This is a genomic window from Brachybacterium sp. GCM10030252, from assembly GCF_042666535.1.
Taxonomy (GTDB): Bacteria; Actinomycetota; Actinomycetes; order Actinomycetales; family Dermabacteraceae; genus Brachybacterium.
The window spans coordinates 230,566-244,641 of the sequence record NZ_JBHTDM010000004.1 but is presented as its reverse complement, the minus strand read 5'-3'; the positions used below and the strand labels follow the sequence as shown (position 1 = coordinate 244,641).

Annotated in this window: 13 protein-coding genes; 3 read left to right on the top strand and 10 right to left on the bottom strand. The window is 70.6% G+C overall.

What is annotated here, in order from left to right:
* Positions 1-5 precede the first annotated feature (5 nt).
* Entirely contained in the window at positions 6-368 is a 363-nt protein-coding gene (locus ACFQRJ_RS02805) for a histidine triad nucleotide-binding protein (protein WP_377016815.1), read from the bottom strand.
* A 104-nt stretch (positions 369-472) separates the two neighbouring features.
* Between ACFQRJ_RS02805 and ACFQRJ_RS02800 the strand changes: the two genes are divergently transcribed.
* A complete protein-coding gene (locus tag ACFQRJ_RS02800; protein ID WP_377016813.1) occupies positions 473-1,015 on the top strand; it encodes an NADPH-dependent FMN reductase in 543 nt (180 codons plus the stop codon).
* A gap of 57 nt (positions 1,016-1,072) precedes the next feature.
* Here ACFQRJ_RS02800 and ACFQRJ_RS02795 read toward each other — a convergent pair whose 3' ends face one another.
* The 3 genes from ACFQRJ_RS02795 to hrcA form a co-directional block, all read right to left on the bottom strand.
* Positions 1,073-1,861 carry a 16S rRNA (uracil(1498)-N(3))-methyltransferase gene (locus ACFQRJ_RS02795; RefSeq protein ID WP_377016811.1) on the bottom strand — a complete coding sequence of 263 codons (789 nt, stop codon included), beginning with the start codon at positions 1,859-1,861 and terminating at the stop codon, positions 1,073-1,075.
* 29 nt (positions 1,862-1,890) lie between these two features.
* Positions 1,891-3,015, bottom strand: a complete 1,125-nt coding sequence (dnaJ, locus tag ACFQRJ_RS02790) for a molecular chaperone DnaJ (protein WP_377016809.1) — start codon at positions 3,013-3,015, stop codon at positions 1,891-1,893.
* Between the two features lie 120 nt (positions 3,016-3,135).
* Entirely contained in the window at positions 3,136-4,146 is a 1,011-nt protein-coding gene (hrcA, locus tag ACFQRJ_RS02785; protein WP_377016807.1) for a heat-inducible transcriptional repressor HrcA, read from the bottom strand.
* Positions 4,147-4,335: 189 nt separating this feature from the next.
* Here hrcA and ACFQRJ_RS02780 point away from each other — a divergent pair, with 189 nt between their 5' ends.
* Together ACFQRJ_RS02780 and ACFQRJ_RS02775 are read left to right on the top strand one after the other, a co-directional pair.
* Positions 4,336-5,232, top strand: a complete 897-nt coding sequence (locus ACFQRJ_RS02780) for a DUF3097 domain-containing protein (RefSeq protein WP_377016805.1) — start codon at positions 4,336-4,338, stop codon at positions 5,230-5,232.
* Between the two features lie 128 nt (positions 5,233-5,360).
* Positions 5,361-6,434 (top strand): DUF4870 domain-containing protein, encoded by a 1,074-nt coding sequence (locus tag ACFQRJ_RS02775; protein WP_377016803.1) that lies wholly within the window; start codon positions 5,361-5,363, stop codon positions 6,432-6,434.
* Positions 6,435-6,671: 237 nt separating this feature from the next.
* Here the strand turns inward: ACFQRJ_RS02775 and hemW are convergent, their stop codons facing one another.
* The 6 genes from hemW to ACFQRJ_RS02745 all read right to left on the bottom strand — a co-directional run bounded on the left by hemW (position 6,672) and on the right by ACFQRJ_RS02745 (position 14,073).
* The gene (gene hemW / locus ACFQRJ_RS02770; RefSeq protein ID WP_377016801.1) at positions 6,672-7,901 is read right to left on the bottom strand and encodes a radical SAM family heme chaperone HemW; all 1,230 of its coding nucleotides are present in this window, start codon (positions 7,899-7,901) and stop codon (positions 6,672-6,674) included.
* On the bottom strand, positions 7,898-8,623 hold the full coding sequence (locus ACFQRJ_RS02765; protein WP_377016799.1) for an MOSC domain-containing protein: 726 nt from the start codon (positions 8,621-8,623) through the stop codon (positions 7,898-7,900). Before ACFQRJ_RS02765 ends, hemW begins: the two co-directional genes overlap by 4 nt.
* Positions 8,620-10,506, bottom strand: a complete 1,887-nt coding sequence (gene lepA / locus ACFQRJ_RS02760; protein WP_377016797.1) for a translation elongation factor 4 — start codon at positions 10,504-10,506, stop codon at positions 8,620-8,622. Before lepA ends, ACFQRJ_RS02765 begins: the two co-directional genes overlap by 4 nt.
* A 142-nt stretch (positions 10,507-10,648) precedes the next feature.
* Entirely contained in the window at positions 10,649-11,299 is a 651-nt protein-coding gene (locus ACFQRJ_RS02755; protein ID WP_377016795.1) for a M23 family metallopeptidase, read from the bottom strand.
* Positions 11,300-11,309: 10 nt separating this feature from the next.
* A complete protein-coding gene (locus tag ACFQRJ_RS02750; RefSeq protein WP_377016793.1) occupies positions 11,310-12,224 on the bottom strand; it encodes an alpha-E domain-containing protein in 915 nt (304 codons plus the stop codon).
* Positions 12,205-14,073 carry a circularly permuted type 2 ATP-grasp protein gene (locus tag ACFQRJ_RS02745; RefSeq protein ID WP_377016791.1) on the bottom strand — a complete coding sequence of 623 codons (1,869 nt, stop codon included), beginning with the start codon at positions 14,071-14,073 and terminating at the stop codon, positions 12,205-12,207. Before ACFQRJ_RS02745 ends, ACFQRJ_RS02750 begins: the two co-directional genes overlap by 20 nt.
* Between the last annotated feature and the right edge of the window lie 3 nt (positions 14,074-14,076).

The following is a 14,076-nucleotide window of genomic DNA, read 5'->3' as shown; positions in this document are numbered from 1 at the left end:
GTCGGTCACATCTCTTCTTCTGCGAGCGATCCGCCCGCGAGGACGTGCGCGTGCACATGGAATACGGTCTGCCCGGCGCTGGCGCCGGTGTTGAAGATCAGACGGAAATCGCCATCGCCCAGGTCCGAGGCGACCTTCGAGGCGACGGAGGCGGTGCGGGCGAGCAGTTCGGGCTGCTCGGCCAGCTCCCGAACGTCGCGCCGGTGCCGGCGCGGGACCACGAGAACGTGCAGGGGCGCCTTCGGATGCAGATCCCGGAAGGCGATCACCTGATCGTCCTCGTACACGCGGTCCGAGGGGATCTCCTCGGCCACGATCTTGCAGAAGATGCAGTCGGGGTCGCGGTCGTCGGCGGCGGTGTTTCCCATGCCCGAAGTCTACGGGAGCGGTACCGGCCGGGAGCGAGTCATCGCACACGCGGCGCGTACCAGCTGGCCATACCCCGGCCGATGTATGAGAACGTTCAATCATCATGACTACGCTCGGAATCATCATCGCCAGTGCCCGCCCCAACCGTGTCGGGGAGCACGTCGCCCAGTGGGTCGCCGAGACCGTCGGCGACCGCTTCGACGTGGACCTCATCGACCTGCGCGAGGTCGCACTCCCCGCCTTCGACGAGCCCGTCGCCCCTCGGGCCGGTGGGGACAAGACGACCGCTCACGGCCGCAGCTGGGCGCAGCGCATCGCCGCGCTGGATGCCACCGTCATCCTCACCCCGCAGTACAACGGCTCCTACCCCGGCGCCCTGAAGAACGCGATCGACTTCCTCTACGCCGAGTGGAACGACCTGCCCACCCTGCTGATCGGTTACGGCTGGCGGGATGCGAACGAGGTGCTGCCGGTGCTGGAGGCGCTGATGACGCGCGTCGGCGCAGACGTGGTGGACACCATCGGGCTGGGCTTCGGCGAGGACCTCTCGGCCGAGGGCGAGCTGTCGGTCCGCGAGGAGAAGGTCGCTCAGCTGCACGAGGCCGCCGAGGCCCTGGCCGCCGAGGTTCCCGCGCACGCGGGCTGATCGAGGCTCCCGCGCGAGGTTCTCGCGCACCCTGGCTGGTCGACTCCCGCCGCAGGCTCAGCCCCAGCGCCCCACCAGGCTGCTGAGAACCGCGAGTGCCGCGGGACCGGCGGTCGAGGAGCGCAGCACCTCGGGACCGAGCAGGACGGAGCGGGCGCCCGCCGCATGCAGGGCGTCCAGCTCCTCCGGGGAGATGCCGCCCTCGGGCCCGACCACCACCATGATCTCCTCGGTGCCGTCCTCGCTCGCCCGGCGCAGCTGATCGGCGAGGTCCATCAGGCCCACCGATTCCTGCTCATGCAGGACCAGCACCAGCGAGCCGCCCTCGGTGCGCGACCTGACGTCGGCGACGAGCTCCTTGGTCGTCACCGGCTCGTCGACCGCGGGGATCCCCGCACGGCGGCACTGCTTCACGGCCGCTCGCACGGTCCCGGCCCAGCGCTGCCTGCCTTTGCGCAGCTTCTCCCCGCGCCAGACGGAGACGGAGCGCTGCGCGATCCACGGCACGATCCGATCCGCGCCCAGCTCGGTCGCGGACTCGATCGCCTGCTCATCGCGGCCACCGGTGGCCAGTGCCTGGACGAGGCTGAGCAGGGGCAGCCGCTGCACGGCCGGCGTCGGATCGGCCAGCAGCTCCAGCTCCAGGGCGTCCTTGTGCGCGACGGTCACCTCGGCGAGGACCTGCCGGCCGGGGGCGTCGGTGAGCAGCACCTGCTCGCCCACGCCGATGCGGGCCACCTTTGCCGCGTGCCGGCCCTCGTCGCCGTCGAGCGTGAGCGCCTCACCCGCGCGGGCGGCGGCAAGGGCATCATCGAGGACCAGGAAGCCGGGCGGGGTCGTCGGCATGGGCGCTCACCTCTCCCGTCGGCGCCGGCTCAGAACTCGCGCAGGCGGTCGCGGAGCTTGGCGAAGGGGCCGTGGCCGCGGCGGCGGGTGCTCTCGTCTCCCCGCATCGCGGCGAACTGCTCGAGCAGCTCCCGCTCCTCGTCGCTCAGCGAGGTCGGCACGGAGACGTCCAGGACGACGCGGATGTCGCCGCGGCGCTCACGGCGCAGCGGAGTCACCCCGAGGCCCTTGAGGGTGATCTCCTCGCCGGGCTGGGAGCCGGGCTTGACGTCGATCTCCTCGGTGCCGTCGAAGGTCTCCAGCGGGATCGTCGCGCCCAGGGCGGCAGAGGTCATGGGCACGGACATGGTCACCACGAGATCGTCGCCGTCGCGCTCGAACATCTCGTGCTCGTTGACCGCGAGCTCGACGAACAGGTCGCCGGCAGGACCGCCGGCCTCACCGGTCTCGCCCTCGCCGCGCAGCTGGATGCGGGTGCCGTTCTCGACGCCGGAGGGGATGCGCACGGTCACGCTGCGCTCAGCGGGCGTGCGTCCGTGGCCCGAGCAGGCGGTGCAGGGGGATTCGATGACGTCGCCGTGGCCCTCGCAGGTCGGGCACGGTGCCATGGTCACCATCTGGCCCAGCAGCGACTGGGCGACGCGCTGGACGTGGCCGCTGCCGTTGCAGGCGGTGCAGCGGGTGGGGCTGGTGCCGGGCTCGCAGCAGGAGCCGTCGCAGCGCTCACAGCGCACTGCGGTGCGGAAGGTGACCTCCTCCTCGGTGCCGAAGACGACGTCGCGCAGGTCGATCTTGACCCGGCGCAGGACATCGCCTCCGCGGCGCTGACGGGGCACCGGACCCTGGCCGCGGCCGCGCATGCCGGCGGCGCCGGCGAACATGTCGAAGATGTCGTTGAAGTCGAATCCGGCGCCACCGCCGCCGGGGAACCCGCCGCCCATACCCGGGCCGCCGCCCATGTCGTACTGGCGGCGCTTGTCGGGGTTCGAGAGCGTCTCGTAGGCCTGGGAGACCTTCTTGAACCGCTCGGAGGCCTCGGGATCGGGGTTCACGTCCGGGTGGAGGGTGCGGGCGAGCTTCCGGTACGCCTTCTTGATCTCCTCGGTGGAGGCGTCGCGGGAGACGCCGAGGAGCTCGTAGTAGTCATCGTTCACGGTGAAGGATCCTTACCGGGGAGTCGGGGCGTCCGGGGGTCGCGGCGTGCGGCGAGCGGGCGCGGGGCGGTGGTTGCTTGCGGTCGGGAACGCGGTGCGAGGCGTGCGCGCACGCGCGGGTCATTCGAGATAGCGGGAGACGTACCGGGCGATGGCCTGGACGGTGGAGATGCCGCTGACGTAGTCCATACGACTGGGGCCGAGGATCGCCAGGTGCGAGCCGGCACCGTACCCGGCGCCCACCACGGCCGCCTGCTGGAGGACCTGGTCCTCCAGCTCCGAGCCGATGCGCACCTCGACGGACCCCGGCGAGGCGTGCATCTCGGTGAACAGCCGCAGCAGCACCAGCTGCTCCTCGAGCACGTCCAGCAACGGCTCCACATCCCGCGCGAAGTCCTCGGCGGAGCGGGCGATGTTGGCGGTCCCGGCGAGCATGATGCGGTCCTCGGCGCGGGTGGCGGCGAGGGCCGACAGCGCCTCGGTCACCTCCGCGACGGAGGCCTTGTCCGCGTGCGGGGTGACCTCCAGCAGGTCTGCCACGGGCCGCTCGAGGTCGGTGACCTCGCGGCCGGCGATGTAGCGGTTCAGCTGGTCGCGCAGATCCACGTAGAACTCGGCAGGCCGGGCGGCCAGCACCGGGACGGTGCGCTGATCGACGCGGCCGGACTCGGTGATCAGCACGATCAGCAGCAGGGACTCGGCGACCTTGACCAGCTCGACATGACGGATCCGGGCCTGGCGGCGCGCCGGGTACTGGACCATCGCCACCTGCTGGGTGAGCTGAGCCATCAGCCGCACCGTGCGACCGAGCAGCTCCTCGACGTCACCGGCGTCCTCGAGCAGGGTCTGGATGGCCCGGCGCTCAGGGGCCGAGAGCGGTTTGACCGTCGCCACGTGGTCGACGAAGGCGCGGTAGCCCTTGTCCGTGGGAACCCGGCCGGCCGAGGTGTGGGGCTGATGGATCAGCCCCTCCTCCTCCAGCACCGACATGTCGTTGCGCACGGTGGCGGCGGAGACCTCGAGCTCGTGCCGCTCCAGGAGGGACTTGGAGCCCACGGGCTCACGCGTGGAGACGTAGTCCTCGACGATCGCGCCGAGGATCTGCAGCTTCCGGGCGTCCGTGTCCCTCACCTCCTGCTCTGCGTACGGACATCTCGATCTCGATGTCGGCTTCCGGCCGGTGCTCGAGCCGCTCGCGGGCCGACGGGCTCCTGGACGCCGACGGATCACCGGGAACGAGGCTGGCACCTACCGTTGCCGAGTGCCAATCCTACGCGTCCCCGGCGGGGCTCGCAGGGAGGTGTTCGCCACCGGTGTACGGTGTCGCGCGTGCCTGCAGCATCCGATCGCTTCCCTGACCGGTACGGCTCCGACGTGCTCTCCTCCGGTCCGCCCGCTCATCATCGCCGCCGCCCCGTGGCCCGTGAGGTCGCCGCGCAGCGCGACCTCGTCGTCGAGGAGGCCTCGACGGGCTTCACCGGGGCCATCACCCGCGTCGAGAAGATCGCCGGTGAGCTGATCGTCGAGCTGGAGGACGGCCGCGGCAAGCGCCGCACCTTCCCGCTGGGCCCCGGCTTCATGATCGACGGCAAGCCGGTCGTGCTCACCCGTCCCGCGCCGCGCAGCCAGGCCCCGGTGCGCAAGCGCTCCGCGAGCGGCTCGGTCTATGTCGAGGGGGCGAAGGCCCGCACCGCGCGTGCGTCGCGGATCTGGGTCGAGGGCACCCACGACGCCGAGCTGATCCAGAAGGTGTGGGGCCATGACCTGCGCATCGAGGGCATCGTCGTGGAGCAGCTCGAAGGCGCCGACAACCTCGTCGAGCGGGTCCAGGACTTCGGGCCGTCTGCCGGCCGCAGGCTCGGGATCCTCGTGGACCATCTGGTGCCCGGCTCCAAGGAATCGCGGATCGCCGCCGAGGTGATGAGGCTTCCCGGTGCGCGGGGCAACGTCTCCGTGCTCGGGCATCCCTACGTCGATGTGTGGCAGGCGGTGCGACCTGCTCGGGTGGGCCTGACGACGTGGCCCCACATCCCCAAGGGCACCGACATCAAGGTCGGCACGCTCGCCGCGCTCGGCTGGCCCCACGCGGACAAGGCAGACGTCGGCCAGGGCTGGCAGCGGATCCTGGCGACCGTGCGCTCGTATGCAGATGTCGAGCCCTCCCTGTCCGGACGCATCGAGGAGCTCATCGACTTCGTGACGGTCGACCCCAGCTGATTTAGCGGGGGAAATCCCCCACCGGACCCGGCGGTTCGCCCTGGAGACCTGGGCCACTGCGCTCGTTAGGCTGGTCGTGTCAGCCCGACGCCGGCCCGAGGGGCCGGCCCGTCCTCGAAGAGGGAATCATGAGCCAGACTCCGCATCCACACGATCCGTTCGGCACCGAGCCCGCCACTCCGGCACCCGGCTCCGATCCCGCTCCGGCCGACAGCAGCTCGCACGAGGAGACCGGTCAGTCCGTGCCCGGCGCGGGCCCTGCCGAGGCCTCGCAGTCCGCGGCCGCTGACGAGCCCGGCGCCGGGCAGACCGAGGCGTCGCCTCGCGGTCCCGCCGGCGACGACGAGGTGGGCAGCCCCACCTCGGATCCGGCCCTGCACCCGCACGACCCGTACGCGTACGACGCCGGCTCCCAGTCCGCGGCCACCTCGCCCGGCGGAACCGCCTCGGTGCCGCCCGCCCAGGACCCTTCGGCCTCCGGACCGGCAGGCGCACAGGATCCGTACGGGGTGCCCGCTTCACCCGCTGCCCAGGATCCGTACGAGGTCCCGCCGTCGGCTGATGGCCAGCCCCACTACGCCGCGCCGGCTTCCGGTGCCGGCGCCGGTGCCGGACAGGGTGGCTACCCCGGCGGTGCCCCCGGCCGCAGCGGCCCGCAGAACCCGTACGGCGCGCAGGGTCAGCCCGGCGGTCAGCACCAGTACGGTGCCCAGGGTCAGTACGGGCAGCAGAGCCACGGCGCTCAGGGCGGAGCGCCCGGAGCGGCCGACCTCAACACGCCGCCCCCGGGAATCAAGGGCGTGCACGACGGCCCGCTGAGCGGTCAGCCGATGCAGGATTCTGATGCCAGGACGTGGGCTCTCGTGGTCCACCTCGCCGCCCTGCTGCAGTTCGCGATCCCGTTCTTCGGTGGCCTTGTCGCGCAGATCGTCCTGTTCGTGATCTTCAAGGATCGGAACCGGTTCGTGCGCTACAACGGCGCCGAGGCGCTGAACGGCACGATCGCCGCCATGATCACGTCCTTCGTCCTGGGGATCGCCTTCGCGATCATCACGGTCATCACCCTGGGGATCGGGTCGTTCCTGTTCGGTCTGCTGTTCATCCCCCAGGTGGTCCAGGCGATCTTCGCCATCATCGGCGCGGTGAAGGCGTACCAGGGCGAATGGTGGAACTACCCGGTGAACCTGCGTCTGGTGAAGTGACGTCCCGGCCCGGTCCGCGGACCGGGCCGGCCGTGACCGTCAGCGGGACGTGGATCGCATCTGCCGCCCTATACACCGGGCACCCTCGATTCACGTCCCGTCGGTGGTCACCAGCTACGACGAACGCGGCGCACACAGCAGAACGAGCAGCATGACGTCACTCCAGGCGCTGGCATCACGGTGCTCGCGAAAGCGGCATCGCGTCGTTCCCGGCGCCGGCGCGCTGCAACCGTCGGCTCAGGACACGAGGTCGCGGATCACCGCGTCGGCGAGCAGACGACCCTGACGAGTCAGCACGGCACGTCCCTCGGTCAGCGCTTCGGGCTCGAGATGGCCCCGGTCGCGGTGGACGGCGAGCATCGCCCTGGTCTGCTCCGGAACGGCCTCCACGGCCAGCCCGTCGGCGATCCGCAGTTCGAGCATGATCCGCTCCACGGCGCGGTCCTCGTCGGGCACCTGCTCCGAGTCGGCGACCGGGAGGGAGCCCTCGGCCAGGGTGGCCGCGTACCGGCTGGGATGCTTGAGGTTCCAGGAGCGCAGCCCGTCGCGATGACGGTGCGCACCGGGGCCGATCCCCCACCAGTCCCCGCCCCGCCAATAGGCGAGGTTGTGCCGCGAGCGCTGCTCGGGGGTGCGCGCCCAGTTCGAGACCTCGTACCAGTCGAGCCCCGCCGCGACGGCGAGGTCGTCGACCAGCTCGTACTTGTCGGCCATGTCGTCGGGATCCGGGGCCTGGAGCTCGCCGCGGCGCAGTTGACGGGCCATCGCCGTATTGCCCTCGATGATCAGCGAGTACGCGGAGAGATGGTCGATGTCGCAGGCCAGGGCGGCCTTCACGGATGTCTCGACGTCGGCGAGGGTCTCCCCCGGTGTGCCGTAGATCAGATCCAGGCTGACGTCGAGCCCGGCTTCGCGGGCCCAGGCCACCGCCTGCGGGACGCGCTCGGGGTCATGCGTGCGGTTCAGGGTGGCCAGCACCGAGCGCACGGCGGACTGCATCCCGAAGGAGACGCGGGTGATGCCGCCCTCGGCGAGTCGGGCTAGGGACTCCCGGGTCACGGAGTCGGGGTTGGCCTCGGTGGTCACCTCGGCGTCCTCGGCCAGCGGGATGAGGCCGCGGAGGTGATCGAGCATCGCGACGAGATCGTCGGCCGGCAGCAGTGTCGGCGTGCCGCCGCCGAAGAACACCGTGGAGACCCTGTCGTAGGTGTACCCGGCGGCCGCGTCCTCGGCGAGGGTCAGATCCATCTCGGCCATGGCATTGGCGGGGTACTCCGCCTGCGAGCCGCCGCCGCCCAGCTCGGTCGCCGTGTACGTGTTGAAGTCGCAGTAGCCGCAGCGGACGGCGCAGAACGGCACATGGATGTAGACCGACAGCTCGCGCCCGGGGCGCGGTGAGGAGGTGGCAGTGCGCGCCGGGGCGGTGCGGGCCCCGGCCGTGGCGGCGCCGGTGTCCAGGACTGTCATGCCGGGGCCGGTGCCAGACGTTCCACCCGCCGCTGCAGCTCGCGGTGCAGGGCGATGCCGGAGCTGCGTGACCAGTCCGCCAGGCGACGGGCCTGGTCCCGGTCCCGCGCTCCGCGGTAGATGCCGGCGACCGTGATGCCGTGGCCCGGGGTCTCGTCGACGACCATCGCGTCGCCGGCCGTGATGGCGCCCGGCCTGAGCACCCGAAAATACACGCCCGTACGGCCCCGCTCATGGTACATGGCGCGGAAATCCTCTCGGCCGATCCACCGGGCGAACGTCGCGCACGGGGTGCGCGGCGCGGTCACCTCCAGCAGAGCGGTCCCGACCCGGACCCGCGCCCCGAGCTCGAGATCATCCACGGCAAGGCCGCCGACGTGCAGGTTCTCGCCGAGGGAACCGGCAGGGACCTCGCGGCCCAGCACCTCGGCCCAGTGCGCGGATTCCGCGGCGTCGAGAGCGTAGACGGCCTGGTCGGCGCCACCGTGGTGCTTGCGATCGGCCTGGACGTCGCCGTATATGCCCAGCTCGGCGACCGGCACCGGCCCGTCGACGGGGCGCTTGTCGATGCCCGTGGTGCCCACGCTGCCCGAATCGGGCCGTAGCTGGGAGACGACGCACACGGCCTCGATGGTCCCGGCGGAACCGGCCGGCAGAGTCGGGGACCCCGCGATATCGGTGACGAGGGAGGTGGTGGCGAGGGAGGTATCGGGAAGGGTCACTTCTTCTTGCCGTCCTTGGCCTTGCCATCGCCGCCGCTGGCGCCGTCGGAGGACAGGGCCGCGATGAAGGCTTCCTGCGGAACCTCGACGGATCCGATGTTCTTCATGCGCTTCTTGCCCTCCTTCTGCTTCTCCAGGAGCTTGCGCTTGCGGGAGATGTCACCGCCGTAGCATTTGGACAGCACGTCCTTGCGCATCGCGCGGATGTTCTCGCGGGCGATGATCCGGGCGCCGACGGCCGCCTGGATGGGCACCTCGAACTGCTGGCGCGGGATGAGGTTCTTCAGCTTTCCTGCCATCTCGACGCCGTAGCCGTAGGCCTGGTCCCGGTGCACGATGGCGCTGAACGCGTCCACGGGTTCGCCCTGGAGGAGCATGTCGACCTTGACGAGGTCGGCGGTCTGGGAACCGGCCACGTCGTAATCGAGGGAGGCGTAGCCGCGGGTGCGCGACTTCAGCTGGTCGAAGAAGTCGAAGACGATCTCCGCCAGAGGCAGGGTGTAGCGCAGCTCGACGCGATCCTCGCTGAGGTAGTCCATGCCGCCGAGGTTGCCGCGCTTGGACTGGCACAGCTCCATCACGGCCCCGATGAATTCGCTGGGCACGAGGATGGTGGCCTTGGTGATCGGTTCGCTGATCTCGCGGATCTTGCCGCTGGGGAAGTCCGAGGGGTTCATGACCTCGACCTCGGTGCCGTCCTCCATCACCACCTGGTACACGACCGACGGGGCGGTGGAGATGAGGTCGAGGTCGAACTCCCGCTCCAAGCGCTCCCGGATGATCTCCAGGTGCAGCAGTCCCAGGAAGCCGACGCGGAAGCCGAAGCCCAGCGCCGTGGACGTCTCGGGTTCGTAGTTCAGGGCGGCGTCGTTCAGCTTCAGCTTGTCCAGGGCATCCCGCAGCACGGGGTAGTCCGAGCCGTCGATCGGGAACAGCCCGGAGTAGACCATCGGCTTGGGCTCGGAGTAGCCGGCCAGGGGGTCGGTCGCGCCGCGCACGGAGCTGGTGACGGTGTCACCGACCTTGGACTGGCGCACGTCCTTCACCCCGGTGATCAGGTACCCGACCTCTCCCGGGCCGATGCCCTGCGTGGGCTGGGGCTCCGGGGAGCTGACGCCGATCTCCAGCAGTTCGTGCTGCGCCCGGGTCGACATCATGGTGATGCGCTGGCGGGACGTCAGGGACCCGTCGAAGACGCGGATGTAGGTCACCACGCCGCGATAGGTGTCATAGACGGAGTCGAAGATCATCGCGCGGCAGGGGCCGTCCGCGTCCCCCGTCGGCGGCGGAAGCGTCTTGACGAGATGATCCAGGAGGTCCTCGACCCCGAGCCCGGTCTTGCCGGAGACGCGCAGGACGTCCGCGGGATCGACGCCGACGAGCTGGCCGATCTCGGCCGCGTACCGCTCGGGGTCCGCGGAGGGAAGGTCGACCTTGTTCAGCACGGGGATGATGGTGAGGTCGTGCTCCATGGCGAGGTACAGGTTCGCCAGCGTCTGGGCCTCGATGCCCTGGGCCGCGTCCACCAGCAGGATCGCGCCCTCGCAGGCGGCCAGCGACCGGGAGACCTCGTAGGTGAAGTCGACGTGGCCGGGGGTGTCGATCATGTTCAGCGCATAGTTGACGCCGTCGACCTGCCACGGCATGCGCACGGCCTGGCTCTTCACGGTGATGCCGCGCTCGCGCTCGATGTCCATCCGGTCGAGGTACTGGGCGCGCATGGCGCGCTCCTCGACCACGCCGGTCATCTGCAGCATGCGGTCGGCCAGCGTCGACTTCCCGTGGTCGATGTGCGCGATGATGCAGAAGTTGCGCAGGCGCTCCTGGGGTGTCGACGCGGGAAGGATGTCCCGGGCCTCGTCGGCCGCGATCCTCGGGGTCACCGGCTTACGTCCTCTCCTCGTTCGTGGTCCCCCGCACAGTCACGGGGCATCGGTTCATCGTCTCATGAAGGGCCGCGGCCTTCCCGCCCCATCCCCGGTCACAGGTGGACGTCACATGCCCGGGCAGCGCCCGGGCGGCCCGTCATCCGGCGTCGACGACCTCGCCGTTCCGGGGCAGCCCCGCGGGGCAGACGGCCGGCGGGAAGCTGAAGGGAACGGGACCGGCGGCCGACGGGTCGGCGGCGTCCATCGCCTGGAGATGCAGGTGCGGTTCGGTGCTGTTGCCGGAGTTTCCGCACCGTCCGATCTGTTCACCGGCCCCCACGGTCTGCCCGGGGCGCACGGTGACGCTGCCGCGCCGCAGATGGCACAGCGCCACGAACACCGCGGGGCCGGGACGCTCTGCCTGCAGGATCACGTGGTTCCCGGCCAGTGCGGGCCATCCCTCTGCTGCTCGACGCGCCTGGCTCAGGGCGTATCCGATCGAGGGGATGCCGCGGTGTGCCGCATGGTCCTCCGCGGCGTCATGGATCGCGTGGACGGTCCCTGCCAGCGGTGCCAGCACCGGCCTGCCGAAGCCGGGGAACTCCGCCGGCGCCTGGGGCCGGAGCAAGGACATGACCGTCAGGGGAGCGGTCCGGTCGCGAGCACCGACCGGGACCAGGTCGATCGAGTGCGCGAGGGCGAACAGCTCGGTGCCGTGACTGGGCACCCGGTTCGCCGGGCTGTTCTGCGTGAGCCAGCGCCCCCGGACGGGCAGGGAGAGCACGAGCCGTGCCGACGGTGGCGTCACGACGACTCGCTCAGTTGGCCGGATGGAAGTAGGTCGTCCCCAGCGCGCGGGTGACGGCACCGGTGACCATCTGCAGCTGCTCCATCTCGTCCTCGAAATCCGCCACGATGTCATCCAGCGACCGGAAGCGCAGGCTCGCCGCTGCGCGGCCGACGATGCGGCGGCCCGGTTCGGACGTGCCCATGCGGTCGAAGGAGTTCCCGTGCAGCTTGGCCAGGGTCTCGAGGGCTTCGTCCACCTCCAGCAGGCAATGAGCCGCCGAGCGCGGGAAGATCGAATCCAGCAGCAGGAACTCGATGGCATGGGAGGCTCGCACGCGCCCGCGGTAAGAGCGGATGTAGGCCTCATGGGCGCTGCAGCTGCGCAGCAGCATCACCGTCGCGGCATCGGAGGAATCCTCCAGGTCATGGGCTTGAAGGATGCGCGCCGACATGTCCACGCGCTCCAGGAGCTGGCCGATGCGCAGGAACAGCCAGGCCTCGTCACGGGTCATCGAGGCATCCACCAGGCCGTTGACCACCGCGCAGCGGTCCTTGGCGAACTGGAAGGCGCCGTGCATGCGGGAGGGCCGGACCCCGCGGGGCATCCCCAGCGAGGTCGTGTTCAGCGATTCCCACACCTCTGTCGAGAGCACTTCGCGGGCGCCCCGGGCGTTCTCGCGCGCGGTCTGGAGGGCCCCGGCGACCGACGAGGGATTCTGCCGGTCGGTCACCAGACGGTCGAGCACGCGCTGGACCGTGAGATCGCTCTGCTCGATGTCCTGGACCCCGAAGATCTCGTAGACACGGTCGCAGGCGAGGGGGGCCTCGTGGGTCGCGTCCTCGGTGATCGACTGCAGCTTCACGTCGAGGATCCGGGCCGTCTGATCGGCGCGCTCGACGTAGCGGCCGATCCAGAACATCGAGTCAGCGATCCTGCTGAGCATCGTCGGCCCCCTTCTCGCTCTGGCGCTGGTCGGTGGCGGCGGACGGCTTCGCCCCGTCAGGATCACTGCCACCGGGCGGCTGCAGCCCGTCCGCCTCGCCGGGGCCCGCCGGCTGCGAGCCGTCTCCCGCGGGCTCGGTGGTGACGATGCCCGGAAGATCCTCGGCAGCAATGCTCTGCCCCTGGACTCCGTCCGCTCCGGCGAGCTCCGACTCCGGGGCGTCCTCCGCATCGATGATGGGGATGGCCGACGTGACGGGGTCCGGTTCGCGCCGCTGCTCCTCGGAGGCTTCCTCCCGGGGCGGGTCGTCGAACTCCTCGTAGTTCTCATCCAGCGGATCCTCGATGGGCTCCTCCTCTCTCGCCAGGGCGCGGGCCTCCGGGGCGGCCGGGGAGGGCACGGGCCGCTCGGCGGCGAGCACCCAGGTGTCCTTCGAGCCGCCGCCGCGCGAGGAGTTCACGATCATCTCCCCGCGCGGAAGAGCCACGCGGGTCAGTCCTCCGGGCAGGACCCACACGTCGTCCCCGCCGTTGTTCAGGGCGAAGGGTCGCAGGTCGACGTGGCGCGAAGCGGGTCCCTCGTCCACCAGCGTGGGGATGGTGGACAGCTGGACCACGGGCTGGGCGATCCAGCCGCGCGGATCGGTCTGGAGCCGTTCGCGCAAGGTGTCCAGTTCCGTCCGGGACGCGGCGGGACCGATCACGATGCCCTTGCCGCCCGAGCCGTCGACAGGTTTGAGGACCAGTTCGTCCAGACGGTCGAGAACCTCGGCGCGGGAGTCAGGCTCCTCGAGGCGCCAGGTGTCGACGTTGGGGATGATCGGCTCCTCGCCCAGGTAGTAGCGGATCAGCGCCGGAACATAGGTGTAGGTGAGCTTGTCGTCGCCGATGCCGTTGCCGATCGCGTTGGCGACGACGACGTTGCCGGCGAGGATCGAGCGGACCAGTCCCGGCACGCCAAGCACGGAATCGGGACGGAACACCTCGGGATCCAGGAAGTCGTCGTCCGTGCGCTTGTAGATCACATCCACCCGGCGCAGGCCGGCGGTGGTGCGCATGTAGACCCGGTCGTTGCGCTCGACGAGATCGTCGGCCTCGACGAGGTCCACCCCCATCGTGCGCGCCAGCAGCGAGTGCTCGAAGTAGGCGCTGTTGTAGCGGCCCGGGGTGAGGACGACGACGGTGGGCTCCTCCCCCGCCGTATCCGGCGCCGCCGCCTGCAGCGCGCCGAGCAGGCGGCCCGGGTACTCGCCCACCCGGCGCACGGGACGGTGGGCGAAGAGTTCCGGGAAGGTCTGGGCCATGGCCCGACGGTTGGACAGGACGTAGCTGACGCCGCTGGGAGTGCGCACGTTGTCCTCCAGCACGCGGAACTCTCCGTCGCCGTCGCGGACCAGATCGATGCCCGAAATGTGAATGCGCACGCCGTTGGGCGGGCGATAGCCCCGCATCGGCTCGGCGATGTACGTCGAGGAGGACACCAGCTTCTCGGGGATCACCCCGTCGCTGATCGCCCGTCGATCCGTGTACAGGTCGTCCAGGAAACGCTCGAGGGCACGCACGCGCTGCGCGATGCCGCGAGAGACACGGGCCCATTCCTCGGCGGCGATGACCCGCGGGATCGCGTCGATCGGGAAGGGTCTCTCCTCCCCGGCGTAGTCGAAGGTGATGCCCTGGTCGAGGTAGCTGCGGGCCAGCGACTCCGAGCGCGCGCGGAACTCCTCCAGGCCCAGCCCGGCCAGAGCCGAGTGCAGCGCGCTGTACGTAGGGCGCACCGAGCCGTCGGACGCGAACATCTCGTCCCCGCCCGAACTGGTCTCGACATGCTGGAACAGAGAGGTGGCCGACATGCC